Origin of the sequence: Pseudomonas sp. WS 5021, assembly GCF_012985535.1 — a bacterium.
Taxonomy (GTDB): Bacteria; Pseudomonadota; Gammaproteobacteria; order Pseudomonadales; family Pseudomonadaceae; genus Aquipseudomonas.
This window is the reverse complement of record NZ_JAAQWP010000005.1, coordinates 240,564-264,833: the sequence shown is the minus strand read 5'-3', so window position 1 is coordinate 264,833 and position 24,270 is coordinate 240,564. Positions and strand designations below refer to the sequence as shown.

The following is a 24,270-nucleotide window of genomic DNA, read 5'->3' as shown; positions in this document are numbered from 1 at the left end:
GGATTTGACCCATGTTCAAATATATTGGCGACATCGTTAAGGGTACCGGTACCCAGTTGCGAAGCCTGGTGATGGTTTTCGGCCATGGCTTTCGCAAACGCGACACCCTGCAATACCCGGAAGAAGCGGTGTACCTGCCGCCGCGTTATCGCGGCCGGATCGTACTGACCCGCGACCCCGATGGCGAAGAGCGTTGCGTAGCCTGCAACCTGTGCGCCGTGGCGTGCCCGGTGGGCTGTATCTCCCTGCAGAAAGCTGAAACCGAAGACGGTCGCTGGTACCCGGACTTCTTCCGCATCAACTTCTCGCGCTGCATTTTCTGCGGCCTCTGCGAGGAAGCTTGCCCGACCACCGCGATCCAGCTGACACCGGATTTCGAGATGGCCGAGTTCAAACGTCAGGACCTGGTGTACGAGAAAGAAGATCTGCTGATCTCTGGTCCCGGTAAAAACCCTGATTACAACTTCTATCGTGTTGCAGGTATGGCCGTTGCCGGTAAGCCGAAAGGCGCCGCACAAAACGAAGCCGAGCCGATCAACGTGAAGAGCTTGCTGCCTTAAGGAAGAAAGATGGAATTCGCTTTCTATTTCGCATCGGGTATTGCAGTGGTGTCCACGCTTCGCGTGATCACCAACACCAACCCCGTGCACGCCCTGCTCTACCTGATCATTTCGCTGATCGCCGTGGCCATGACCTTTTTCAGCCTCGGCGCACCGTTCGCCGGTGTGCTGGAAGTGATCGCCTACGCTGGCGCCATCATGGTGCTGTTCGTGTTTGTGGTGATGATGCTCAACCTGGGGCCGGCTTCGGTCGCCCAGGAGCGCGTCTGGCTCAAGCCCGGCATCTGGCTCGGCCCGGTGATCCTGGCAGCGCTGCTGCTGGCTGAACTGCTGTATGTGCTGTTCGCTCACCAGAGCGGCCAGGCCATCGGCCACACCACCGTAGACGCCAAGGCCGTGGGCATCAGCCTGTTTGGCCCGTACCTGCTGGTGGTCGAACTGGCTTCGATGCTGCTGCTCGCTGCAGCCATCACTGCCTTCCACTTGGGCCGCAACGAAGCCAAGGAGCAATGACGATGCCTGCTATCCCTTTGGAGCATGGTCTGGCGGTCGCCGGCATCCTGTTCTGCCTTGGCCTGGTCGGCCTGATGGTTCGCCGCAACATTCTGTTCGTGTTGATGAGCCTGGAAATCATGATGAACGCTGCTGCACTGGCCTTCATCGTGGCGGGTGCGCGTTGGGGCCAGCCGGATGGGCAAGTAATGTTCATCCTGGTGATCAGCCTGGCAGCTGCCGAGGCCAGTATTGGCCTGGCGATCCTGTTGCAACTGTATCGTCGCTTCCACACGCTTGATATCGACGCTGCCAGTGAGATGCGCGGATGAACATGATCTTTCTGACTTTCGTATTTCCCCTGATCGGTTTCCTGCTGCTGTCGTTCTCCCGTGGACGCTGGTCGGAAAACCTCTCGGCCCTGGTCGGCGTGGGTTCCATTGGCCTGTCGGCGATTGTCGCCGCCTACGTCATCTGGCAGTTCAACGTGGCGCCGCCCGAAGCCGGTCACTACACCCTGGTGCTGTGGCAATGGATGGCGGTCGAGGGCTTCAAGCCTGACTTCGCCCTCTACGTCGACGGCCTGTCGATCACCATGCTCGGCGTGGTGGTGGGCGTGGGTTTCCTGATCCACCTGTTCGCGTCCTGGTACATGCGCGGTGAGGCCGGTTATTCGCGCTTCTTCGCCTACACCAACCTGTTTATCGCCAGCATGCTGTTCCTGGTGCTGGGCGATAACCTGTTGTTCCTGTACTTCGGCTGGGAAGGCGTGGGCCTGTGCTCGTACCTGTTGATCGGTTTCTACTACAGCAACCGCAACAACGGGAACGCGGCCCTCAAGGCCTTTGTCGTGACCCGGATCGGCGACGTGTTCATGGCCATCGGCCTGTTCATCCTTTTCCAACAGGTGGGCACGCTGAACATCCAGGAACTGCTGGTGCTGGCACCGCAGAAATTCCAGGTCGGCGACTTCTGGATCACCCTGGCGACCCTGATGCTGCTGGGCGGCGCTGTCGGTAAATCGGCGCAACTGCCACTGCAAACCTGGCTGGCAGACGCCATGGCCGGTCCTACCCCGGTGTCGGCACTGATCCACGCCGCCACCATGGTGACCGCCGGTGTGTACCTGATCGCCCGTACCCACGGCCTGTTCACCCTGGCGCCGGAAATCCTGCACCTGGTGGGCCTGGTGGGCGGCGTGACCCTGGTGCTGGCCGGCTTCGCCGCGCTGGTGCAGACCGACATCAAGCGGATCCTCGCCTACTCGACCATGAGCCAGATCGGCTACATGTTCCTGGCCCTGGGCGTCGGCGCCTGGGACGGCGCAATCTTCCACCTGATGACCCACGCCTTCTTCAAGGCCCTGCTGTTCCTGGCGTCCGGTGCGGTGATCGTTGCCTGCCACCACGAGCAGAACATCTTCAAGATGGGCGGCCTGTGGAAGAAACTGCCGTTGGCCTACGCCAGCTTCATCGTCGGTGGTGCCGCGCTGGCAGCCCTGCCACTGGTGACCGCAGGTTTCTACTCCAAAGACGAAATCCTCTGGGAAGCCTTTGCCAGCGGTAACCAGGGCCTGCTGTACGCCGGTCTGGTTGGCGCGTTCATGACCTCGCTGTACACCTTCCGCCTGATCTTCATCACGTTCCACGGTGAAGCCAAGACCGAAGCCCACGCAGGCCACGGCATTTCCCACTGGCTGCCGCTGTCGGTGCTGATCATCCTGTCGACCTTCGTCGGCGCCATGATCACTCCGCCACTGGCTGGCGTACTGCCACAAAGCGTCGGGCATGCCGGCGGCGACGCCAAGCACAGCCTGGAAATCGCCTCGGGCGCCATCGCCATCGCCGGTATCCTGCTGGCGGCCATGTTGTTCCTCGGCAAGCGTCGCTTCGTGACCGCCGTGGCCAACAGTGGCATTGGCCGCTTCCTTTCGGCCTGGTGGTTCGCCGCCTGGGGCTTCGACTGGATCTACGACAAACTGTTCGTCAAGCCTTACCTTGCGATCAGCCATGTACTGCGCAAAGACCCGCTCGACCAGACCATCGGTTTGATCCCGCGTGCCGCCAAGGCCGGCCACACAGCCCTGAGCCGCACCGAGACCGGCCAATTGCGTTGGTATGCAGCTTCCATGGCGGCCGGTGCCGTGTTGGTGATCGGCGCCATCGTAGTGGTAGCGGTCTGATATGAACTTTGCGAACTTGCGAAAGGAAACGAGCCCGTCATGATTCTGCCCTGGCTAATCCTGATCCCCTTTATCGGCGGCCTGCTCTGCTGGATGGGCGAGCGCTTCGGCGCTACCCTGCCCCGCTGGATTGCGTTGCTGACCATGTCCCTGGAACTCGCACTCGGCCTCTGGCTGTGGGCCCATGGCGACTATTCATTTGCTCCGGCACCGGGTGTCGATCCAACCTTCGCGCTTGAATTCAAGCACGTCTGGATCGAACGCTTCGGCATCAACGTGCACCTGGCCCTCGATGGCCTGTCGCTGTTGATGATCCTGCTGACCGGCCTGCTGGGTATCCTCTCGGTACTCTGCTCCTGGAAAGAAATCGAGCGTCACGTGGGCTTCTTCCACCTGAACCTGATGTGGATCCTGGGCGGCGTTGTCGGCGTGTTCCTTGCGCTGGACCTGTTCATGTTCTTCTTCTTCTGGGAAATGATGCTGGTGCCGATGTACTTCCTCATCGCGCTCTGGGGTCACAGTTCTTCGGACGGCAAGAAAACCCGGATCTACGCGGCGACCAAGTTCTTCATCTTCACCCAGGCTTCCGGCCTGATCATGTTGGTGGCGATCCTGGGCCTGGTCCTGGTCAACTTCAACAACACCGGCGTGATTACCTTCAACTACGCCGACCTGTTGAAAACCAAGATGTCGATGACCACCGAGTACATCCTCATGCTCGGTTTCTTCATCGCCTTCGCGGTGAAACTGCCGGTGGTGCCGTTCCACTCCTGGTTGCCTGACGCTCACGCCCAGGCGCCCACCGCAGGTTCCGTGGACCTGGCCGGTATCCTGTTGAAGACGGCGGCCTATGGCCTGCTGCGTTTCGCCCTGCCGCTGTTCCCGAATGCTTCGGCCGAGTTCGCGCCGATTGCCATGACCCTGGGCCTGATCGGGATCTTCTACGGTGCGTTCCTCGCCTTCGCCCAAACCGACATCAAGCGCCTGATTGCCTTCTCGTCCGTTTCCCACATGGGTTTCGTACTGATCGGCATCTACTCCGGCAGCCAGCTGGCGTTGCAAGGCGCGGTGATCCAGATGCTGGCCCACGGTGTTTCGGCAGCCGCACTGTTTATCCTCAGTGGCCAACTGTACGAGCGCCTGCACACCCGTGACATGCGTGAAATGGGCGGCATCTGGTCGCGTATCGCCTACTTGCCGGCGATCAGCCTGTTCTTTGCAGCCGCCTCCCTGGGCTTGCCGGGCACCGGTAACTTCGTCGGTGAGTTCCTGATCCTGATGGGCAGCTTCGTCAGTGCGCCATGGATCACCGCGATCGCCACCTCCGGCCTGGTGTTCGGTTCGGTGTACTCGCTGATCATGATCCACCGTGCCTACTTCGGCCCGACCAAGTCGGACGCCGTCCTCAAAGGGATGGATGCTCGCGAACTGATCATGGTGCTCGGCCTTGCGGTATTGCTGGTGTATATCGGCGTGTATCCGCAACCGTTCATCGACACCTCTGCCGCCACGATGCATGGCGTGCAGCAGTGGTTGAGCACCGCCTTCACTCAACTCGCTTCGGCCCGGTAAGAGCGCTATGGAATTCACGATCCAACACTTTATCGCGCTTGCGCCGCTGCTGATTACCAGCCTCACCATTGTGGTGGTGATGCTGGCAATCGCCTGGCGCCGCAATCACTCACAGACGTTCCTGCTGTCCACCGCAGGCCTGAACCTGGCCTTGCTGTCGATTATCCCGGCACTCAAGGTAGCCCCGCTGGCGGTGACCCCGCTGGTCATGATCGATGACTTCGCGCTGCTGTACACCGCGTTGATCCTGGTTGCGACACTGGCCTGCGTCACCCTCGCCCACGCCTATCTCGGCGAAGGCGGCACCGGCTACCCGGGCAACCGCGAAGAGCTGTACCTGCTGATCCTGCTGGCTGCGGCCGGCGGTATCGTGCTGGTCAGCGCGCAGCACCTGGCCGGCTTGTTCATCGGCCTGGAACTGCTGTCGATCCCGACCTACGGCCTGGTGGCCTACGCCTTCTTCAACAAGCGCTCCCTGGAAGCCGGCATCAAGTACATGGTGCTGTCGGCCGCAGGTTCCGCGTTCCTGTTGTTCGGTATGGCCTTGCTCTACGCCGAAGCCGGCAGCCTGAGCTTCAGCGGTATCGGTCACGCCCTGGCCACCACCAGCATGCCTGCGCCAATCGCCCAACTGGGCCTGGCCATGATGCTGATCGGCCTGGCGTTCAAGCTGTCGCTGGTACCCTTCCACCTGTGGACCCCGGACGTGTACGAAGGCGCCCCGGCGCCGGTAGCCGCGTTCCTGGCTACCGCGTCGAAGGTTGCAGTGTTTGCGGTGATGGTGCGTCTGTTCCAGATCTCCCCCGCCGCCAACACCGGTGTGCTGAGCGACGTACTGACCGTGATCGCCATTGCGTCGATCCTGTTCGGTAACCTGCTGGCCCTGACCCAGAACAACCTCAAGCGTCTGCTGGGTTACTCGTCCATCGCGCACTTCGGCTACCTGCTGATCGCCCTGGTGGCGAGCAAGGGCCTGGCGGTGGAAGCCATCGGCGTGTACCTGGTCACCTACGTGATCACCAGCCTCGGCGCGTTCGGCGTGATCACCCTGATGTCCTCGCCTTACAAAGGCCGTGACGCCGACGCCCTGTACGAATACCGCGGCCTGTTCTGGCGCCGTCCGTACCTGACCGCCGTACTGACCGTGATGATGCTGTCCCTGGCTGGTATCCCGCTGACCGCAGGCTTTATTGGCAAGTTCTACATCGTCGCGACCGGTGTCGAAGCCCACGAATGGTGGCTGGTGGCATCCCTGGTACTGGGCAGCGCCATCGGCGTGTTCTACTACCTGCGCGTGATGGTCACCCTGTACCTGATCGAGCCAAACCTGCGCCGTGTGGACGCCGAGCTGCACTGGGAACAGAAAGCCGGTGGCGTGATGCTGCTGGCCATTGCCCTGCTGGCGTTTTTCCTGGGTGTCTACCCACAACCGTTGCTCACCCTGGTGCAGCATGCGGTGATGGCGGGTTGATCGCTTAGGCTCAAGCAGTAAACAGAACGGCACCCTTGGGTGCCGTTTTGCGTTCCTGGGGGCAGATGTGCGGTGCCACTGGCGTCGCCATCGCGGGCAAGCCCGCTCCCACATTTGACCCTGTTCTCATGATGAAACCGGATCAATGTGGGAGCGGGCTTGCCCGCGATGGCGGCAGCAAAGACACCACAAAAAACGGCACCTCACGGTGCCGTTGTGCTATCTGCCCTACCTCACTTACGTGCCGCCTCCCAGGACTTGAGCAAGTCGGCATAGTTGACGGTTTCACCCTTGGGCTTTTCGTTTGCCAGTTTCGGCTTGGGCGCGCCCGGCTGATCGAACCAGTACTGGGCATCACGCTCGGGGTTCATCTTCGGCCCACAGATCGGCTGCACCTTGGAGCGTTCCAGGCGCGTCATGATGGCGTCCTGGTCCTTGGCCAGGCCATCCAGCGCTTGTTGCGGGGTTTTCTCGCCGCTGGCGGCTTCCGAGATGTGGCTCCACCACAGCTGCGCCAGGCGTGGATAGTCCGGCACGTTGGTGCCGGTCGGCGTCCATTGCACCCGCGCCGGGCTGCGATAGAACTCCACCAGGCCGCCGAGTTTCGGGGCCAGGTCGGTCATGGCCTGGGAGTTGATGTCCGATTCGCGGATTGGCGTCAGGCCGACGATGGTTTTCTTCAAGGATACGGTTTTCGACGTAACGAACTGCGCATACAGCCAGGCTGCCAGTTTTTGCTTCTCAGGCGTGGACTTGAGGAAGGTCCAGGAGCCCACGTCCTGATACCCCAGCTTCATGCCCTCCTCCCAATACGGACCGCGGGGCGACGGTGCCATGCGCCACTTCGGCGTGCCATCGGCGTTCATCACTGGCAGGCCGGGTTTGGTCATGTCGGCGGTAAAGGCGGTGTACCAGAAGATCTGCTGGGCGATGTTGCCTTGGGACGGCACCGGCCCGGATTCGGAGAAGGTCATGCCCGCCGCTTCTGGTGGCGCATAGGCGCGCATCCAGTCGACATACTTCTGCGTGGCAAACACCGCGGCCGGGCCGTTGGTGTCGCCGCCACGGGTCACGCTGGAACCCACCGGGTGGCAGTCCTCGACCCGAATCCCCCACTCGTCCACCGGCAAGCCATTGGGCAAGCCCTTGTCGCCGCCACCGGCCATGGAGAACCAGGCATCGGTAAAGCGCCAGCCCAGGGACGGATCCTTCTTGCCGTAGTCCATATGGCCGTACACGCGCTTGCCATCGATTTCCTTGACGTCTTCGCTGAAGAACTTGGCGATATCTTCATAGGCCGACCAGTTCACCGGCACGCCCAGTTCATAGCCGTATTTCTCCTTGAACTTGGCCTTGAGGTCGGCCCGCTCGAACCAGTCGGCGCGGAACCAGTACAGGTTGGCGAACTGCTGGTCGGGCAACTGGTAGATCTTGCCGTCCGGCGCAGTGGTAAACGAGATGCCGATAAAGTCCTTGAGGTCCAGGGTCGGCGAGGTGAAGTCCTTGCCTTCATTGGCCATCAGGTCGGTGATGGATTCGGTCTTGCCATAGCGAAAGTGCGTACCAATCAGGTCGGAATCGTTGACCCAGCCGTCATAGATGTTCTTGTCCGACTGCATCTGGGTCTGCAGTTTTTCCACCACGTCCCCCTCCTGCAGCAGGTCGTGGGTCAGCTTGATCCCGGTGATTTCACTGAAGGCCTTGGCCAGTACCTTGGATTCGTACTCGTGGGTGGTGAGGGTTTCCGACACCACATTGATCTTCATCCCACGAAACGGCTCGGCGGCCTTGATAAACCACTTCAACTCTTCAAGTTGCTGGGCTTCGCTGAGGGTGGACGGTTTGAACTCGCTGCCGATCCATTTTTTCGCGGCATCTTCATAGGCATCGGCCCAGGCTGCAGCACTCAGGCCGCTGAGTGCCAAGACTGCGGCCAATGAAATGCTATGTCGCAGCTTATTGTTTTTATCGAACATAGAGACCTCCTGGTTGGGATCAAAAGGGATGCCTGTGGCTATCCCCAACGCATCACAGACAACAGCCACACCACAGACAGCGCGGACGCCACCCAGATGCTCCAGCCGGTTACGCCAATCACCAGCAGATGCAGGTAGGCGCTCCCGAGAAGACCGATAAACAGGCGATCACCACGGGTGGTGCTGATCGGTAACAAACCGCGCCGAGGGATGCTCGGCGAGCGCAATTCCCACGTGGTCATGCCCGCCAGCAACAGGGCAATCGCCGCAAAAAACAGCGCAGTCGGGGTGGTCCAGGCCATCCATTCCATCATCGTTTCCTCAGACCCGGCCGAGGGCAAAGCCCTTGGCCACATGGTTGCGCACAAACCAGATCACCAGCATGCCCGGCAGGATGGTCAGCACCCCGGCGGCCGCCAGCACGCCCCAGTCAATCCCCGAAGCGGACACGGTGCGGGTCATCACGGCGGCAATCGGCTTGGCATTCACGGACGTCAGGGTGCGCGCCAGCAGCAGTTCGACCCAGGAAAACATAAAGCAGAAAAACGCCGTGACACCGATCCCCGAGCCAATCAGCGGGATAAAGATCTTCACGAAAAACTTCGGAAAGCTATAGCCATCGATGTAGGCCGTTTCGTCGATCTCCTTGGGCACCCCGGACATAAAGCCTTCCAGGATCCACACCGCCAGCGGCACGTTGAACAGGCAGTGGGCCAGGGCCACGGCGATATGGGTATCGAACAGGCCGATGGACGAATACAGCTGGAAAAACGGCAGTAGGAACACCGCCGGCGGCGCCATGCGGTTGGTCAGCAACCAGAAGAACAGGTGCTTGTCGCCCAGGAAGCGGTAACGCGAAAACGCGTAGGCCGCCGGCAGTGCCACCGTCAGGGAAATCACGGTGTTCAGGCTCACGTAGTACAGCGAGTTCAGATACCCGGTGTACCAACTGGGGTCGGTGAAGATCACCTTGTAGTTGGCCAGGGTGAAGTCCTGCGGAAACAGCGTCAGGCCGCCGAGGATTTCGGTGTTGCTCTTGAAGGACATGTTCAGCAGCCAGTAGATCGGCACCAGCAGGAACAGGATGTAGATCAGCAGCGGAATGACTTTGCGCTTGCTCATGTTGGCGGCCTCAGCGGTTGGCGTCGGAGTGGGTCATGGCGGTGTAGAACAGCCAGGACACCAACAGGATGATCAGGAAATACACCAGGGAAAACGCGGCTGCAGGCCCCAGGTCGAATTGCCCTACCGCCATCTGGGTCAGGGTCTGACTTAGGAAGGTCGTTGCGTTACCCGGCCCGCCTCCCGTCAGGACAAACGGCTCGGTATAGATCATGAAACTGTCCATGAAGCGCAGCATCACCGCGATCAACAGCACGCTCTTCATCTTCGGCAACTGGATATGTCGGAAAACCGCCCAGGCCGATGCCCGATCAATCCGCGCAGCCTGGTAGTACACATCCGGTATGGCCCGCAGCCCCGAGTAGCACAGCAGCGCCACCAAAGAGGTCCAGTGCCATACATCCATCACCAGCACCGTGACCCAGGCGTCCATGGTGTTGGCGGCATAGTTGTAGTTGATGCCCATGGCATTCAGGCTCGACCCCAGCAGGCCGATATCGGCACGGCCAAAAATCTGCCAGATGGTGCCGACCACGTTCCACGGGATCAGCAGCGGGATGGCCATCACAATCAGTACCAGGGAGGACCAGCGGCCCTTGGTGGGCATGGTCAGGGCGATGGCAATGCCCAGCGGGATCTCGATCAGCAGCACACACGCGGAATAGATGAACTGGCGCAACAGCGAGTCATGCAGGCGCGGGTCCAGCAATACCTGCTTGTACCAATCAGCCCCGACGAAATAGCGGCTGGACTGATCGAAAATGTCCTGCACCGAGTAGTTGACCACGGTCATCATCGGGATCACCGCGCTGAACGCCACCAGCAGGAACACCGGCAACACCAGCCACCAGGCCTTATTGTTCTGCACCTTGTTCATGGGCGCGCCTCCAGCAGGTAATCGTCGGCATACACCATCAACCACTGCGCCGGGAAGCTGATCGACGCCCGCCCTTCGGGTACCGGTTTGTCTTCGGCCAGGCGCACCTTCAAGGGCGCGCCGTCGAGGTTGAGGGTCAGGATCTTGTAGGTGCCCAGGTCTTCGACATGCATGACCTCGGCCTGCAACGCGTCGGGATTGGGCTCATCCCACACATGAATGAACTCGGGACGTATGCCGACCTGGAGTTTCTTGTAATCCTTTTCCGATATCTGCCGTTGCTGCACTTCGGACAACGCCAGATGTGTCCCGGCAAACCGCACCCCACCGGCATCGGCCTGCACCTCAATCAAATTCATCCCAGGGCTGCCGATGAAATAGCCGACAAAGGTATGGCTGGGACGCTCAAACAATTCCCGTGGCGTGCCGAACTGCACAATCTGCCCGCCGTACATCACCGCGATCTTGTCGGCAAAGGTCGAGGCCTCCAACTGATCGTGGGTGACGTAGACCATGGTGATATTGAACTGCTCATGGATCTGCTTGAGCTTGCGCCGCAGTTTCCACTTCAGGTGCGGGTCGATCACCGTCAGCGGTTCGTCGAACAGGATCGCCGACACGTCATCGCGCACTAGGCCACGGCCCATTGAGACCTTTTGCTTTTCATCGGCACTGAGGTTGCGGGCTTTTTTACCCAGCAGGTTCTGCAGGTCGAGCACCTCGGAAATTTCCTGCACCTTGCTGTGCACTTTCGCCTCGGCCATGCCCTGGTTGCGCAGGGGGAATGCCAGGTTATCGAACACCGTCATGGTGTCGTAGACCACCGGGAACTGGAACACCTGGGCGATATTGCGCTTTTCCGGGGTCAGGTCATTCACCACCTTGCTGTCGAACAGCACCTGGCCTTCCGAAGGGCTGAGCAGGCCGGAGATGATGTTGAGCAGGGTTGATTTGCCACACCCCGAAGGACCGAGCAATGCGTAGGCACCGCCCTGCTCCCAGACGTGGTTCATTTCGCGAATGGCGTAGTCTTCAGGCCCTGTGGGTGTAGGGCTGTAGCTATGCGCCAGGTTCTGCAAATGGATCTCGGCCATCAGGCAACCCTCGCGACACGGCGCCCGGGAGCCTGGACCAAACGACCCTGGCCATCGAACACAAACAGTTTATGGGTCGGTATGTAGATGCGGATCGGCGCATCCACGTCGTACTCGTGTACCCCCGGTAGGTGCAACACCAGCAAAAAATGCTCGCTGCGCACATGCAGGAAGGTTTCCGAGCCGCTGATCTCCGCAACTTCCACGGTGACCGCCAGTTCCAGGTCATCGTCGTTGCTGGGCACCAGGCTGATATGGCTGGGACGCACGCCAAAACGGAACTCGCCCTCGCCAACCGGCCGCAGGTCTACGTTCAATGGGAAGTGCACATCGTTGGCGAAACTCACTTCGTTACCGCTGATGCGCCCCGGCATCAGGTTGATCGGCGGCTCGGAAAACAGTTCGGCGGCCAGCACGGTCTGCGGTTGATGATAGACCTCGGCGGCCTTGCCGCTCTGGATCACCCGGCCTTCGTGGAGGATGGTGGTGGTACCACCCAGCGCCAGTGCCTCGTTGGGTTCGGTGGTGGCATAGATGGCAATGGTGTTGCGGGCCTTGAACAACTCGCGCATTTCCTGACGCAGCTCTTCGCGCAGTTTGTAGTCCAGGTTCACCAGGGGCTCGTCGAACAAAATCAGTTCTGCATCCTTGACCAGCGCCCGAGCCATGGCCGTGCGCTGCTGCTGGCCACCGGACAGCTCCAGGGGATGACGTTGCAGGAACTTGTCGATGCGCAGCATCTTCGCGGTTTCCAGCACTTTGCTGTGGATCAGCTCGATGCTCACCCCGGCCTGGCGCAGAGGGGAGGCGATGTTCTCGAACACGGTCATGGTGGGGTAGTTGATGAACTGCTGGTACACCATCGACACATTGCGCAAGCGCACCGGTTTATGGGTGACGTCGACGCCGTTCATCAGGATGCGCCCTGCATCAGGCTTGTCCAGGCCGGCCATCAGGCGCATAAGGCTGGTCTTGCCGGACAGCGTACGGCCCAGCAACACATTGAAAGAGCCAGCTTCAAAGCGCAGGTTGGCGTCATCGATCCAGGTCTGGCCTTCGACGACACGGGTCACATGTTCCAGGGTCAATGACATGACACGCCCTTTTTCTTATTGGAATTGTTCTTCCAGGGGCAGAGCCAGTTTCGTGCCAATAATAAAAAGTGTTGATTTACCAGAGACTTGAGCAAAACCAGTGCTCGGTGCTGAACAGAAATGAACATTCACAACTGAACAATTGAACAACCAGCGGGTTGACAATGAACAGTTCTGAACAACACTGAGTAAGCCCAGTAAAACCGTTCAACCTGTGGGAGCTGGCTTGCCTGCGATAGCGATCTCACGGACGCCATCGCAGGCAAGCCAGCTCCCACAAGGTGAGCGGTGCACGGTTCATAACAACAATAAAAAGAAGGTCACCACCATGGCCGCACCTGCCCCGCTTTTGCCCCACGACACCATCATCCAGGACTCCTGGCGCCGCTGCCGCGCCTTTGGCCTGGATCACCAGAGCACCCCCAGCTTCGACCAGTTGCCCGCCGAGGGCATCAGCCAGTTGCTGGAGAGCCAGCACGCGCTAGTCCAGACTACTCACCAGGAAGTGCTGCCCTATTACGAGAACATCCTCAGCAATTCCAACTGCCTGATCATGCTCGCCGACAACCAGGGCCAGGTCCTGACTTCCTGGGGCACCCAGCGTTTTATCGAACCCAAGCTCGCCCGTGGCTTCAGCGCCGGGGCCAGTTGGATGGAGCGCGCCACCGGCACCAACGCCATCGGCACCGCGCTGGCCTGCGCCCAGGCAGTGCATATCGAGCATGACGAGCATTTCCTCAAGGCCAACCGGTTCATGACCGGTTCGGCCGCGCCGATCTTTGATGCCAACCGCGAAATCATTGCGGTGCTGGATGTGTCCAGCGACAGCTACCTGCCGCCCTCCCACACCCTGGGCATGGTCAAGATGATGAGCCAGACCGTGGAAAACCGCCTGATCCTCAACCTGTTTGGCGGCGAGCACTTCCAACTGACGTTCAATACCGGCCTGAACAACCTCGACAGCCAGTGGGCCGGCCTGCTGATTTTCGATGAAAGTGGCCAGGTGCTGTCGGCCAACCGCCGCGCCGACAACCTGCTGGGCATCAGCCTGTCACGGGTGATGATCGACAGCCTGTTCAAAGTCTCGCTGCTGGAGCTGCTCAACCAGCCCGAAGGCCTACCCTTTGCCCTGCAAGCCGCCGGGCGCAACCGTTTCCAATGCCTGCTCAAACGCCCCAGGCAGGTGCCGGTGCAGGCCAGGGTCTTTACCGAGCCGGCCCCCACCGTCATCGGCCTCAAGACCCTGCACTTTGGCGACAGCCGCGTGGAAAAAGCCGTGCGCCAGGCCGAGCGCCTACTGGAAAAAGACATCCCGCTGCTGATCCACGGCGAAACCGGCGTAGGCAAGGAAGTCTTCGTCAAAGCCCTGCACCAGGCCAGTTCCCGCAGCCAGCAGGCGTTTATCGCGGTCAACTGTGCGGCAATTCCGGCGGAGCTGGTGGAATCGGAACTGTTTGGCTACGAAAAAGGCGCGTTCACCGGCGCCAATCAAAAAGGCAGCATCGGCCTGATCCGCAAGGCGGACAAAGGCACACTGTTTCTCGATGAGATAGGCGACATGCCCCTGCCCACCCAGGCCCGGCTGCTGCGGGTGTTGCAGGAGCGTTGCGTACAGCCGGTGGGCAGCAGCGAATTGTTCCCGGTGGACCTGCGCATTATCTCGGCCACCAACCGCTCGCTGCGCGAACAGGTGCAGCTCGGCCGGTTTCGCGAGGATTTGTACTACCGCATCGGCGGCCTGACCCTGGAGCTGCCGCCCCTGCGCGAGCGCAGTGACAAGCAGGCGCTGTTCAAGCAACTGTGGCAACAGCACCGCGAACCCACGCAGTGGGCCGGACTCAGCGCCGAAGTGCTGGGATTGTTCGAGCAACATCCCTGGCCGGGCAACCTGCGCCAGGTCAGCAGCGTGATGCAGGTGGCACTGGCCATGGCCGAGGACCAACCGATCCGCCCGGAGCACCTGCCGGATGATTTTTTTGTCGACCTGGGGCACACGTCTCCCAGCGCACCGGTGGTGGTGGGCGAGCTGGACGATAGGCAACACCTTGAGCAACGACTGGCGGCGGTCGGCGGCAATATCTCCCACCTGGCGCGGGAGCTGGGGGTTAGCCGCAATACGCTATACAAGCGGTTGCGCGCCGCTACGTAACGGTAACCGCCCCAACATGCATCTACCCTCAGATTTATCCGACAGCGTTTTAGGGTTGCTGCTCGGAAGATGCCCCAATAATCTTCGGTAGTCGCTGCAAATTCAGCGACCGGGTTTCGCAGCCCGGTTAAACTCTAGACGCACAGCGTCCACCATAAGATAACGGGCGCTTTTTTATGCCTGATGTTATGGCGGCTGTGCGCGGGATACCTTTGGGTATGCCGGGTTCCTAGAGTCCCGGTCTGCGAACCTGCGTACAGCTGCCACCCGGGTATCGTTTCGCAGCGATGGGTAGCGGCTCCATAACTCTGGGAGCTTTACCATGATCAAACACAGTCCAAACCCGCCGTTAGACTCAACCTCGCTTCAGGGGGCTGCTCAACGAGCGATTGACTACTACCTGAACCCTCCTGCCGAAACCAAGCGGCCTGCTGAAGATCACCGCCTTTTCACCGTGCGCGAAGGGTTAGATGCAGAGGTGTTGTTGATTAACGCTTCGGAAGACCTTGCATCGCTTCAAGTATTAGCAACCCATTTGGCTTTTGAAGTAGACGGCACTGCACGGCGTGTGGCACTAGGAATTTGTCGGATGCTCGAAGGCGTTGAGCTATTGGTAAACAACGCCGTCGTTCAATATGGAACAGAGCAAGAAAGAGGAAGGCCGACTCACCATCCAGATTAGTCTGCGATCGCCGGTCCGCCATCGCTGGCAAGCCAGCTCCTACAGTTGAGCGGTGCTGATTTGCAAACCAGCACGCACAAAAACGCTCCGAACCAGGCGGGGCGTTTTTATTCAGTGTGAGCCATCAGTCGGCCAACCGCCCTGTCGTTGCGCCATCCGCCGCCGTTTGTAGGCGTCAAAGTGATACCTTCCTGATTCCACTTGGTAAAAAAGGAGTGTTACCACCCATGAAGATCAAATGTTCCGTCTTTATCGCGGCAAGTATCGACGGTTTTATTGCCCGCCCGGACGGTGATATTGAGTGGTTGCACCGACCGAAATATGAAAGTTCGGGCTTGAACGGCATCACGTATGACAGCTTCATCGCAACGGTTGACGCGTTGGTCATGGGACGCAAAACCCTGGAGAAAGTACTGTCCTTTCCCGAGTGGCCCTATGAGGGCACGCCGGTCATTGCGCTTTCTCACAAGACCTTGGAGATTCCTGTGCACCTCCAGGGCAAGGTAGAAGTGCTGGCCGTCGATGTGAGCACACTCGTCGAACAGCTTGCCGAGCGCGGTATGAAGCATCTGTATATCGATGGTGGCCAGACCATCCAGGCATTTCTTGAAGCAGGCCTGCTCAATGAGTTGATCATCACTCGCATCCCGATCCTGCTGGGCCAGGGGGTTCCCTTGTTCAGTCAAGACGGTCGTGAATATGACCTTCGCCACATCGATACCTGCGCCTCGGACAATGGCTTTGTCCAGAGCCGGTATGCAGTTGAGCACCGTTGACTGATAAACCAGCACACACAAAAACGCCCCGAACCAGTCGGGGCGTTTTTATTCAGCGTGCAGCCATCAGCCGTCAGTCAGCCAAGCGCCATGTCGTCCCGCCCTTGCCGTCTTCCAATACCACGCCCATGGCGGTGAGTTGGTCGCGGATGCGGTCGGATTCTGCCCAGTCCTTGTTGGCACGGGCATTCAGGCGGGCCTGGATCAGTGCGTCGACTTCGGCTGCATCCACACGCCCTTCGGCGCCGGCTTGCAGAAAGTCGTCGGCTTCCATTTGCAGCACGCCCAGCACGCTCGCCAGCTCCTTGAGACGGGCCGCCAGGCCGGCCGCAGCGGTGAGATCGCTCTCACGCAGGCGGTTGATCTCGCGGACCATCTCGAACAGCACGGCGCAGGCTTCGGGGGTGCCGAAGTCATCGTTCATCACCGTGGTGAAGCGCTCGACAAACGCCTCGCCACCGGCCGGCGCCACAACCGGCAGGCCTTTCAATGCGTGGTAGAACCGCTCCAGGGCGCCCTTGGCGTCCTTGAGGTTGTCTTCCGAGTAGTTGATGGAGCTGCGGTAATGGCTTGATACCAGCAGGTAACGCACAACCTCTGGGTGGTACTTTTCCAGCACGTCGCGGATGGTGAAGAAGTTGTTCAAGGACTTGGACATCTTCTCGCCATTGATGCGAATCATGCCGCAATGCATCCACGCGTTGGCGTAGGTCTTGCCGGTGGCCGCTTCGCTTTGGGCGATTTCGTTTTCGTGGTGCGGGAACTCAAGATCGCTGCCGCCGCCATGAATGTCGAAAGTCTCGCCCAGGCAGCAGGTGGACATCACCGAGCATTCGATGTGCCAGCCCGGACGCCCGGCGCCCCATGGCGACTCCCAGCTCGGCTCGCCAGGCTTGGTGCCTTTCCACAGCACGAAGTCCAGCGGGTCTTGCTTGGCTTCGTCGACTTCGATGCGGGCGCCGATGCGCAGGTCTTCGATTTTCTTGCGCGACAGCTTGCCGTAGCCCATGAACTTGGCGACGCGGTAGTACACGTCGCCATTGCCCGGGGCGTAGGCATAGCCCTTGTCGATCAAGGTCTGGATCATCGCGTGCATGCCCGGGATGTGGTCCGTGGCGCGCGGTTCCATGTCCGGCTTGAGGATGTTGAGGCGCGCCTCGTCCTCGTGCATCGCGGCGATCATGCGCTCGGTCAGCGCGTCGAACGACTCGCCGTTTTCATTGGCGCGATTGATGATCTTGTCGTCGATATCGGTGATGTTGCGCACATAGGTCAAGTCGTAGCCGCTGAAACGCAACCAGCGGGTCACCAGGTCGAAGGCAACCATGCTGCGGCCGTGGCCGATGTGGCAGTAGTCGTACACGGTCATGCCGCACACGTACATGCGCACCTTGTTGCCATCCAGCGGCTTGAAGACTTCTTTGGTTTTGCTCAGCGTGTTGTAGATCGTTAGCACGATGCTTCCTTTTCTCTCTATGCAAGCCGCTCACGGCTGCATCACTGGCCCCACGAATCACGCAAGGTCACGGTACGGTTGAATACCGGATGACCAGGTTTGGAGTCCTTGATATCCGCGCAGAAGTAGCCTTCGCGCTCGAACTGGAAACGGTCTTCCGGCTGTGCGTCGCCAAGCGATGGCTCGGCACGACAACCCGTAAGTACTTGCAGGGAGTCAGGGTTGATGTTGTCGAGGAAACTCGCGCTGTCTTCGGCCTTTTCAGGGTTCGGCGAGCGGAACAGGCGATCGTACAGGCGCACTTCGCACTCGACGCTGGCAGCCGCCGGCACCCAGTGCACCACGCCCTTGACCTTGCGGCCTTCAGGGTTCTTGCCCAGGGTTTCAGGATCGTAGGAGCAACGCAGTTCGACGATGTTGCCCTCGGCATCCTTGATCGCTTCATCGGCACGAATCACGTAGCTGCCGCGCAGACGCACTTCACCGTTCGGCTCCAGGCGCTTGTAGCCCTTGGGCGGCTCTTCCATGAAGTCGTCACGGTCGATGTAGATTTCACGGGCAAACGGCAGCTTGCGCACGCCCAGTTCTTCTTTTTGCGGGTGACGCGGCAGTTCGAGGTTCTCGACCTGGTCTTGCGGGTAGTTGGTGATCACCACTTTCAACGGACGCAGCACGCACATTGCGCGCGGGGCGTTCGCGTCGAGGTCCTGGCGGATGCTGAACTCAAGCATGCCGTAGTCAACCACGCCGTCGGAGCGGTTAGTGCCGACCATCTCGCAGAAGTTGCGGATCGATGCCGGGGTGTAGCCGCGACGACGGAAACCCGACAGCGTCGACATGCGTGGGTCGTCCCAGCCGAACACGTGTTTTTCATCGACCAGTTGCTTGAGCTTGCGCTTGCTGGTGATGGTGTAGTTCAGGTTCAGGCGGCTGAATTCGTACTGACGCGGGTGCGCCGGTACCGGCAGGCTGTCGAGGAACCATTCGTACAGCGGGCGATGGCTTTCGAACTCCAGGGTGCAGATGGAGTGGGTGATGCCTTCGATGGCGTCCGACTGACCATGGGTGAAGTCGTAGTTGGGGTAGATGCACCACTTGTCACCGGTCTGGTGGTGATGGGCATGACGGATGCGGTACATGATCGGGTCGCGCAGGTTCATGTTCGGCGAGGCCATGTCGATCTTGGCCCGCAGTACACGGGCGCCGTCCGGGAACTCGCCGTCGCGCATGCGGGTGAACCAGTCCAGGTTCTCTTCTACCGAACGATCGCGAAACGGGCTGTTCTTGCCAGGCTCGGTCAGGCTGCCACGGTATTCCTTGGCCTGCTCCGGGGTCAGGTCGTCGACGTAGGCCTTGCCGGCCTTGATCAGCTCCACGGCCCAGTCGAACAACTGGTCGAAATACTTGGAGGCGTAGCGCACTTCACCGGACCATTCAAAGCCCAGCCACTTGATGTCGCTTTCGATGGCGTCGATGTATTCCTGGTCTTCCTTGGCCGGGTTGGTGTCGTCGAAACGCAGGTGCGTGACGCCACCGAACTCCTGGGCCAGGCCGAAGTTCACACAGATCGACTTGGCGTGGCCGATGTGCAGGTAACCGTTGGGCTCCGGCGGGAAACGGGTGACGATCTGCGTGTGCTTGCCCGAATCCAGGTCCGCCTGGATGATCGGGCGCAGGAAATTGACCGGGACGGCAGGTCCGGCCTTGGAATTCGAGGTAGGGTCGACAGTGGGCTTGCTCATAGGATCCTTGAACAGACAGGTACGTGGCCGGGTCGGGCCAGACAAACAAAGGGCTTATCATAGCCGATGCTGTCAAACACCTGACAGGGCATGGCCAAAAACTGCTGCATTTATTGCATGGGCGGTGAAAAACCACCTCGAAATTCCTGCAGGGCACGCTAAACTGCGCGCCTTGGCCGCAATTTAGCCAACCCGGTAAGGTGCCCAGGCGGCCGAACCCACGAATTCCCTGAAAAGAGTAATGAACATGACTCAAGTCAAACTGACCACCAACCACGGTGACATCGTCATCGAGCTGAACGCCGAGAAAGCGCCGACCACCGTCGCCAACTTCATCGAATACGTTAAAGCCGGCCACTACGAAAACACTGTTTTCCACCGTGTCATCGGCAACTTCATGATCCAGGGCGGCGGTTTCGAGCCAGGCATGAAAGAAAAGAAAGACAAGCGTCCAAGCATCCAGAACGAAGCGGACAACGGTCTCTCCAACGACAAGTACACCGTCGCCATGGCCCGCACCATGGAGCCGCATTCGGCCTCCGCGCAGTTCTTCATCAACGTGGCCGACAACAGCTTCCTGAACCACAGCGCCAAGACCGTACAGGGTTGGGGTTACGCGGTATTCGGTAAAGTCACCGAAGGCACCGACGTCGTGGACAAGATCAAGGGTGTTTCCACCACCATGAAGTCCGGCCACCAGGACGTACCAGCAGAAGACGTGATCATCGAGAAAGCCGAGATCATTGCGTGATATTGCTGATTTCAGATTTGCATCTGGAAGAGGAGCGCCCGGACATTACCCGGGCGTTTCTGGATTTACTCCACGGCCGCGCCCGTGGCGCGCAAGCGTTGTACATCCTGGGGGACTTCTTCGAAGCCTGGATTGGCGACGATGGCATGACCCCGTTCCAGCGTTCGATATGCGCGGCTCTACGTGAGCTGAGCGACAGCGGCACCCAAATATTCCTGATGCACGGCAACCGCGATTTCCTGATCGGCAAGGCGTTCTGCAAAGCAGCAGGCGCGACCTTGCTCAAGGACCCCAGCGTCGTGCAGATGTATGGCGAGCCCGTGCTGTTGATGCACGGCGACAGCCTGTGTACCCGCGACCTCGGCTATATGAAGCTGCGGCGCATCCTGCGTAACCCCCTTGTGCTGTTTATCCTGCGCCACCTGCCCTTGCGCACCCGCCATAAGCTGGCGCGCAAGCTGCGCAGTGAAAGCCGCGCGCAGACGCGCATGAAGGCCAACGATATTGTCGATGTAACGCCCGAGGAAGTGCCACGGGTAATGCAGGCCCATGGCGTGCACACCCTGGTCCACGGCCACACCCACCGCCCGGCCATTCACAAATTGCAGATTGGCGAGCAGGCGGCCAAACGCATTGTGCTGGGGGATTGGGACAAGCAGGGTTGGGCGTTGCAGGTGGATGAGCAAGGTTTCCAGTTGGCGGCATTCGACTTCGTCAATCCGCAGTTGGCGTTGCCTGGCGCATAACCCAGACACAACACCGATCAATATGTAGGAGCTGGCTTGCCTGCGATGCAGGCACCTCGGTACATCAGTCACACCGAGGTGATGCCATCGCAGGCAAGCCAGCTCCTACAGTTGACTGCATTGCAATTCAAGATCAGTGCCCTGACGCCGCCGGCCCCGCCTTTGCGGTAAACGGCGGCTTGGCCAGCCACACCAGCAGGATCAAGCCCATGAACATCCACCCCAGCAAGGTGAAGTAGTCCACGGTAGACATCATGTATGCCTGGCTGGTGAGGACCTGGTCCAGTTGCGCATAGGCCTTGTGGCCCGCACCGCCCAGGGTGTTCAGGGCATCGCGGGTGGCCGAGTCGTACACACTCATGCTCTCGCTCATGTAGGCATGATGCTGGTCAGCCCGGCGAATCCAGATCCAGGTGGTCAACGATGCCGCAAAGCTGCCACCCAGGGTCCGCAGGAAGGTCGCCAGGCCTGCGCCGTCGGCGATCTGGTGCGGCGGCAGGTCGGACATCAGGATGCTCAAGGTCGGCATGAAGAACAGCGCCACGCCGATGCCCATGAACAGTTGCACCAGGGCGATGTGCTGGAAGTCCACTTCATTGGTGAAGCCGGCGCGCATAAAGCAGCTCAGGCCAATCGCCAGGAACGCCAGGCCGGCCAGCAGCCGCAAGTCGAACTTGTGTGCGTACTTGCCGACAAAGGGCGACATCAGCACCGGCAGGATACCGATCGGCGCCACGGCCAGCCCGGCCCAGGTGGCGGTGTAGCCCATCTGCGTCTGTAGCCATTGCGGCAGGATCAGGTTGATACCAAAGAACCCGGCGTAGCCCAGCACCAGCACGATGGTGCCGATGCGGAAGTTGCGGTGGGCAAACAGGCGCAGGTTGACCACCGGGTGTTTGTCGGTCATTTCCCAGATCACGAACACCGCCAGGGCGATCACCGAAATGGCCGCGCCGATGATGATGAAATTGGACTCGAACCAGTCCAGGTCATTGCCCTTGTCGAGGATGATCTGCAAGGCACCGACCCCGACGATCAGGCTCAACAGGCCAACATAATCCATCGGCTGATGGCTGGTGACCACCGGCCGCTTCTTGAGCTGCGCACGCACCACCATCACCGCAAAAATCCCGATGGGCACGTTGATAAAGAAGATCCACGGCCAGCTGTAGCTGTCGGTGATCCAACCGCCAAGAATCGGCCCGGCAATCGGCGCGACCACCGTGACCATCGCCAGCAATGCCAGGGCCATGCCCCGCCTGGCAGGCGGATAGACCGCGATCAACAGGGTCTGGGTCATCGGGTACAACGGCCCCGCGACCAAGCCCTGCAGGACCCGGAAGCCAATCAGCTCGGGCATCGAGGTGGAGATACCACACAGGAACGAGGCCAGCACAAACAAAATGGTGGCCCACAAAAACAGCTTCACCTCGCCAAAGCGCCGGCTCAACCACCCGGTCAACGGCAGCGCAATAGCATTGCTCACGGCAAATGAGGTGATGACCCAGGTGCCCTGCTCCGAACTCACCCCCAGGTTGCCGGAGATGGTCGGCAGCGCCACGTTGGCGATGGTGGTGTCGAGCACCTGCATAAAGGTCGCCAGGGACAGGCCAATGGTGGCCATCAGCAAGCTGGGCGGCGTGAAGGAGGCGTTATTGCTCATCAGCGTTGCGCAGCCTTCGGCGCGGCCACACTGTTGTCATGGATCAACTGGGTGATCATCGCGTCGGCCTCGGCCAACTGGCGGTCATACACAGTGGTGCTGAACGAGGCTTTTTGCGGCGGTTGTTGTGCCAGCACCGGGCCGCTCTGGTCATGCAGGTTGACTTGCACCTGAGTCGACAGCCCCACCCGCAATGGGTGCTCGGCCAACTCCTGGGCATTGATGTGAATGCGCACCGGCACCCGCTGCACGATCTTGATCCAGTTGCCGGTTGCGTTCTGCGCCGGCAGCAAGGCAAAGGCGCTGCCGGTACCGGCGCCAAGGCTGTCGACGGTGCCGCTGTACTTCACGTCGCTGCCGTAGAGATCGGCCTCGATATCCACCGGCTGGCCAATGCGCATCTGGCGCAGTTGGGTTTCCTTGAAGTTGGCGTCGATCCACAGTTGGTCCAGGGGAATCACCGCCATCAACGCGGTACCCGGCTCGACCCGCTGCCCCAGTTGCACGGTGCGCTTGGCGACGTAGCCGGTAACCGGTGCGATCAGGGTGCTGCGCGCATTGGCCAGGTAGGCCTGGCGCAGTTGCGCGGCAGCGGCCTGTACATCCGGATGGGAGGAAATCACCGTGTCATCCACCAACGCGGTGGAGGTATTGAGTTGCTGTTGCAGGTTGGCCAATGAGTTGCTCGCCGCGCTCAGGGCGTCGCGGGCATGGGACAGTTCTTCCAGGGAAATCGCGCCACCCTGTGCGAGGATTCGGCGGCGGTTGAAGTTGTCCTGGGCGGTCTGCACTTGGGCTTTTTGCGCCTGTACCTGGGCTTTCATGCCATCCACATTGCTGTACAGGCCGCGCACCTGGCGTACCGTGCGCGCCAGGTTGGCCTGGGCACTTTGCAGGCCGACGGCTGCGTCGTTGGGGTCGAAGTTGATCAGCACCTGGCCTTCGTGGACCAGGTCGCCATCGTCGGCGCCAATGCTGACCACAGTGCCGGTGACCAACGGGGTGATTTCCACCACGTTGCCGTTGACGTAGGCATCGTCGGTGCTTTCGCTCCAGCGGCCATACAGTTCGTACCAGCCCCAGACGCCCACGACGCAGAGCACGACGATCAGCGCCAGGCCCAGCAACATGATTTTGCGTTTGCGCGGGTTGCTGTCGTCGGGTTGGGTTTGAGCGGTGTTGTTTGCTTGGGCAGTAGCCATGACAAGTACCTTGCGTTATTCAGCGCGCGTGACTGGCGTGTTCATTGAGTCCCGACCCGCTGCAGCGTGATGGGGTCACCGGCGGCGATCAGGATTTTCTTCAGGATGTATTCCAGGGTCTGCAACTCCCCCGGCTCCAGCACCCCAGCCAGCTGGTTGAGGGCCTGGGCGCCGATCTGCGGCAACATGTCCGCCAGGCGCTGGCCTTCTGCGGTCAGCACCAGTTGCACCTGGCGCCGGTCCTGTTCGGAACGCTTGCGCGCCAGCAGGTCTTTTTGCTCCAGGCGGTCGAGCATGCGGGTCATCGAGCCGCTGTCCAGGGACAGGTTGCGGCATAGCTCCGCCGGGGTATCGACGCCGAACTGGGCCATGATGATCAACACCTTGAACTGCGCGGCAGTGATGCCGTGGGGTTCCATATGGGTGTCGATGATGCGGTCTTTGAGAATCGCGGCGCGCCCCAGCAACAGGCCGAGATGGCAGTTGTGGAAGTTTTCCGGGGTGAAGTGTTTCATCGAAAGTCACCTTATTACTGCCTAGGCAGTGAATATGTGACCAAATATTACTGCCTAGGCAGCGAATGTCAAACAAATAGTTAGGTTGCTTGGTATACCCCACGACACAACTGTAGGAGCTGGCTTGCCAGCGATAGCGGTAGTTCAG

Annotated in this window: 22 protein-coding genes; 11 read left to right on the top strand and 11 right to left on the bottom strand. The window is 60.2% G+C overall.

Annotated features, from left to right (window positions below):
• The first annotated feature begins 11 nt into the window (after nucleotides 1-11).
• The 6 genes from nuoI to nuoN are packed head-to-tail and all read left to right on the top strand — an operon-like array spanning nucleotide 12 to nucleotide 6,277.
• Nucleotides 12-560, top strand: a complete 549-nt coding sequence (nuoI, locus tag HBO19_RS17680) for an NADH-quinone oxidoreductase subunit NuoI (protein ID WP_003174725.1) — start codon at nucleotides 12-14, stop codon at nucleotides 558-560.
• 9 nt (nucleotides 561-569) lie between these two features.
• Nucleotides 570-1,073 (top strand): NADH-quinone oxidoreductase subunit J, encoded by a 504-nt coding sequence (gene nuoJ, locus HBO19_RS17675; RefSeq protein WP_017476146.1) that lies wholly within the window; start codon nucleotides 570-572, stop codon nucleotides 1,071-1,073.
• A gap of 2 nt (nucleotides 1,074-1,075) precedes the next feature.
• On the top strand, nucleotides 1,076-1,384 hold the full coding sequence (gene nuoK / locus HBO19_RS17670) for an NADH-quinone oxidoreductase subunit NuoK (protein WP_003174727.1): 309 nt from the start codon (nucleotides 1,076-1,078) through the stop codon (nucleotides 1,382-1,384).
• Nucleotides 1,381-3,234, top strand: a complete 1,854-nt coding sequence (gene nuoL, locus HBO19_RS17665) for an NADH-quinone oxidoreductase subunit L (RefSeq protein WP_029293339.1) — start codon at nucleotides 1,381-1,383, stop codon at nucleotides 3,232-3,234. Before nuoK ends, nuoL begins: the two co-directional genes overlap by 4 nt.
• A gap of 39 nt (nucleotides 3,235-3,273) precedes the next feature.
• Nucleotides 3,274-4,806, top strand: coding sequence for an NADH-quinone oxidoreductase subunit M (gene nuoM, locus HBO19_RS17660; protein WP_170057965.1), 1,533 nt, complete (start codon nucleotides 3,274-3,276; stop codon nucleotides 4,804-4,806).
• A 7-nt stretch (nucleotides 4,807-4,813) separates the two neighbouring features.
• A complete protein-coding gene (nuoN, locus tag HBO19_RS17655) occupies nucleotides 4,814-6,277 on the top strand; it encodes an NADH-quinone oxidoreductase subunit NuoN (protein WP_029293335.1) in 1,464 nt (487 codons plus the stop codon).
• 233 nt (nucleotides 6,278-6,510) lie between these two features.
• On the opposite strand, the gene HBO19_RS17650 is transcribed toward nuoN, so the two are convergent.
• The 6 genes from HBO19_RS17650 to HBO19_RS17625 are packed head-to-tail and all read right to left on the bottom strand — an operon-like array spanning nucleotide 6,511 to nucleotide 12,440.
• Nucleotides 6,511-8,253: an ABC transporter substrate-binding protein gene (locus HBO19_RS17650; protein WP_169954352.1), complete on the bottom strand. Its 1,743-nt coding sequence runs from the start codon at nucleotides 8,251-8,253 to the stop codon at nucleotides 6,511-6,513.
• A gap of 38 nt (nucleotides 8,254-8,291) precedes the next feature.
• Nucleotides 8,292-8,564 carry a DUF2160 domain-containing protein gene (locus tag HBO19_RS17645; protein WP_029293327.1) on the bottom strand — a complete coding sequence of 91 codons (273 nt, stop codon included), beginning with the start codon at nucleotides 8,562-8,564 and terminating at the stop codon, nucleotides 8,292-8,294.
• A gap of 10 nt (nucleotides 8,565-8,574) precedes the next feature.
• Nucleotides 8,575-9,375 (bottom strand): carbohydrate ABC transporter permease, encoded by an 801-nt coding sequence (locus tag HBO19_RS17640; RefSeq protein ID WP_017735079.1) that lies wholly within the window; start codon nucleotides 9,373-9,375, stop codon nucleotides 8,575-8,577.
• 10 nt (nucleotides 9,376-9,385) lie between these two features.
• Complete coding sequence (locus HBO19_RS17635) at nucleotides 9,386-10,252, bottom strand: sugar ABC transporter permease (protein ID WP_029293322.1); 867 nt, start codon at nucleotides 10,250-10,252, stop codon at nucleotides 9,386-9,388.
• On the bottom strand, nucleotides 10,249-11,346 hold the full coding sequence (locus HBO19_RS17630) for an ABC transporter ATP-binding protein (protein ID WP_170057964.1): 1,098 nt from the start codon (nucleotides 11,344-11,346) through the stop codon (nucleotides 10,249-10,251). The genes HBO19_RS17635 and HBO19_RS17630 overlap by 4 nt, the downstream gene beginning before the upstream one ends.
• The gene (locus HBO19_RS17625) at nucleotides 11,346-12,440 is read right to left on the bottom strand and encodes an ABC transporter ATP-binding protein (RefSeq protein ID WP_170057963.1); all 1,095 of its coding nucleotides are present in this window, start codon (nucleotides 12,438-12,440) and stop codon (nucleotides 11,346-11,348) included. Before HBO19_RS17625 ends, HBO19_RS17630 begins: the two co-directional genes overlap by 1 nt.
• A gap of 328 nt (nucleotides 12,441-12,768) precedes the next feature.
• Between HBO19_RS17625 and HBO19_RS17620 the strand changes: the two genes are divergently transcribed.
• The 3 genes from HBO19_RS17620 (at nucleotide 12,769) to HBO19_RS17610 (ending at nucleotide 16,047) form a co-directional block, all read left to right on the top strand.
• Nucleotides 12,769-14,589, top strand: coding sequence for a sigma-54-dependent Fis family transcriptional regulator (locus HBO19_RS17620; protein ID WP_170057962.1), 1,821 nt, complete (start codon nucleotides 12,769-12,771; stop codon nucleotides 14,587-14,589).
• A gap of 322 nt (nucleotides 14,590-14,911) precedes the next feature.
• Nucleotides 14,912-15,271: a hypothetical protein gene (locus HBO19_RS17615; RefSeq protein ID WP_170057961.1), complete on the top strand. Its 360-nt coding sequence runs from the start codon at nucleotides 14,912-14,914 to the stop codon at nucleotides 15,269-15,271.
• 227 nt (nucleotides 15,272-15,498) lie between these two features.
• Nucleotides 15,499-16,047: a dihydrofolate reductase family protein gene (locus tag HBO19_RS17610; RefSeq protein ID WP_170043109.1), complete on the top strand. Its 549-nt coding sequence runs from the start codon at nucleotides 15,499-15,501 to the stop codon at nucleotides 16,045-16,047.
• A gap of 73 nt (nucleotides 16,048-16,120) precedes the next feature.
• Here the strand turns inward: HBO19_RS17610 and cysS are convergent, their stop codons facing one another.
• Nucleotides 16,121-17,503, bottom strand: a complete 1,383-nt coding sequence (gene cysS, locus HBO19_RS17605) for a cysteine--tRNA ligase (RefSeq protein WP_170057960.1) — start codon at nucleotides 17,501-17,503, stop codon at nucleotides 16,121-16,123.
• A gap of 41 nt (nucleotides 17,504-17,544) precedes the next feature.
• Complete coding sequence (locus tag HBO19_RS17600; protein ID WP_169954357.1) at nucleotides 17,545-19,245, bottom strand: glutamine--tRNA ligase/YqeY domain fusion protein; 1,701 nt, start codon at nucleotides 19,243-19,245, stop codon at nucleotides 17,545-17,547.
• A 247-nt stretch (nucleotides 19,246-19,492) separates the two neighbouring features.
• Between HBO19_RS17600 and HBO19_RS17595 the strand changes: the two genes are divergently transcribed.
• Entirely contained in the window at nucleotides 19,493-19,996 is a 504-nt protein-coding gene (locus HBO19_RS17595) for a peptidylprolyl isomerase (RefSeq protein WP_169954358.1), read from the top strand.
• Nucleotides 19,993-20,742, top strand: a complete 750-nt coding sequence (lpxH, locus tag HBO19_RS17590) for a UDP-2,3-diacylglucosamine diphosphatase (protein ID WP_170057959.1) — start codon at nucleotides 19,993-19,995, stop codon at nucleotides 20,740-20,742. Before HBO19_RS17595 ends, lpxH begins: the two co-directional genes overlap by 4 nt.
• A 133-nt stretch (nucleotides 20,743-20,875) precedes the next feature.
• On the opposite strand, the gene HBO19_RS17585 is transcribed toward lpxH, so the two are convergent.
• From HBO19_RS17585 to HBO19_RS17575, 3 genes are read right to left on the bottom strand one after another with little or no spacing between them, the layout of a single operon-like run.
• A complete protein-coding gene (locus tag HBO19_RS17585) occupies nucleotides 20,876-22,405 on the bottom strand; it encodes a DHA2 family efflux MFS transporter permease subunit (protein WP_169954360.1) in 1,530 nt (509 codons plus the stop codon).
• Nucleotides 22,405-23,607, bottom strand: coding sequence for an HlyD family efflux transporter periplasmic adaptor subunit (locus tag HBO19_RS17580; RefSeq protein WP_169954361.1), 1,203 nt, complete (start codon nucleotides 23,605-23,607; stop codon nucleotides 22,405-22,407). The genes HBO19_RS17585 and HBO19_RS17580 overlap by 1 nt, the downstream gene beginning before the upstream one ends.
• A 41-nt stretch (nucleotides 23,608-23,648) precedes the next feature.
• Nucleotides 23,649-24,122 (bottom strand): MarR family transcriptional regulator, encoded by a 474-nt coding sequence (locus HBO19_RS17575; protein ID WP_169954362.1) that lies wholly within the window; start codon nucleotides 24,120-24,122, stop codon nucleotides 23,649-23,651.
• Between the last annotated feature and the right edge of the window lie 148 nt (nucleotides 24,123-24,270).

Coding starts and splice junctions, on each gene's coding strand:
- nuoI (WP_003174725.1), top strand. CDS start 12: ATGTTCAAATATATTGGCGACATCGTTAAGGGTACCGGTACCCAGTTG.
- nuoJ (WP_017476146.1), top strand. CDS start 570: ATGGAATTCGCTTTCTATTTCGCATCGGGTATTGCAGTGGTGTCCACG.
- nuoK (WP_003174727.1), top strand. CDS start 1,076: ATGCCTGCTATCCCTTTGGAGCATGGTCTGGCGGTCGCCGGCATCCTG.
- nuoL (WP_029293339.1), top strand. CDS start 1,381: ATGAACATGATCTTTCTGACTTTCGTATTTCCCCTGATCGGTTTCCTG.
- nuoM (WP_170057965.1), top strand. CDS start 3,274: ATGATTCTGCCCTGGCTAATCCTGATCCCCTTTATCGGCGGCCTGCTC.
- nuoN (WP_029293335.1), top strand. CDS start 4,814: ATGGAATTCACGATCCAACACTTTATCGCGCTTGCGCCGCTGCTGATT.
- HBO19_RS17650 (WP_169954352.1), bottom strand. CDS start 8,253: ATGTTCGATAAAAACAATAAGCTGCGACATAGCATTTCATTGGCCGCA.
- HBO19_RS17645 (WP_029293327.1), bottom strand. CDS start 8,564: ATGGAATGGATGGCCTGGACCACCCCGACTGCGCTGTTTTTTGCGGCG.
- HBO19_RS17640 (WP_017735079.1), bottom strand. CDS start 9,375: ATGAGCAAGCGCAAAGTCATTCCGCTGCTGATCTACATCCTGTTCCTG.
- HBO19_RS17635 (WP_029293322.1), bottom strand. CDS start 10,252: ATGAACAAGGTGCAGAACAATAAGGCCTGGTGGCTGGTGTTGCCGGTG.
- HBO19_RS17630 (WP_170057964.1), bottom strand. CDS start 11,346: ATGGCCGAGATCCATTTGCAGAACCTGGCGCATAGCTACAGCCCTACA.
- HBO19_RS17625 (WP_170057963.1), bottom strand. CDS start 12,440: ATGTCATTGACCCTGGAACATGTGACCCGTGTCGTCGAAGGCCAGACC.
- HBO19_RS17620 (WP_170057962.1), top strand. CDS start 12,769: ATGGCCGCACCTGCCCCGCTTTTGCCCCACGACACCATCATCCAGGAC.
- HBO19_RS17615 (WP_170057961.1), top strand. CDS start 14,912: ATGATCAAACACAGTCCAAACCCGCCGTTAGACTCAACCTCGCTTCAG.
- HBO19_RS17610 (WP_170043109.1), top strand. CDS start 15,499: ATGAAGATCAAATGTTCCGTCTTTATCGCGGCAAGTATCGACGGTTTT.
- HBO19_RS17600 (WP_169954357.1), bottom strand. CDS start 19,245: ATGAGCAAGCCCACTGTCGACCCTACCTCGAATTCCAAGGCCGGACCT.
- HBO19_RS17595 (WP_169954358.1), top strand. CDS start 19,493: ATGACTCAAGTCAAACTGACCACCAACCACGGTGACATCGTCATCGAG.
- HBO19_RS17585 (WP_169954360.1), bottom strand. CDS start 22,405: ATGAGCAATAACGCCTCCTTCACGCCGCCCAGCTTGCTGATGGCCACC.
- HBO19_RS17580 (WP_169954361.1), bottom strand. CDS start 23,607: ATGGCTACTGCCCAAGCAAACAACACCGCTCAAACCCAACCCGACGAC.
- HBO19_RS17575 (WP_169954362.1), bottom strand. CDS start 24,122: ATGAAACACTTCACCCCGGAAAACTTCCACAACTGCCATCTCGGCCTG.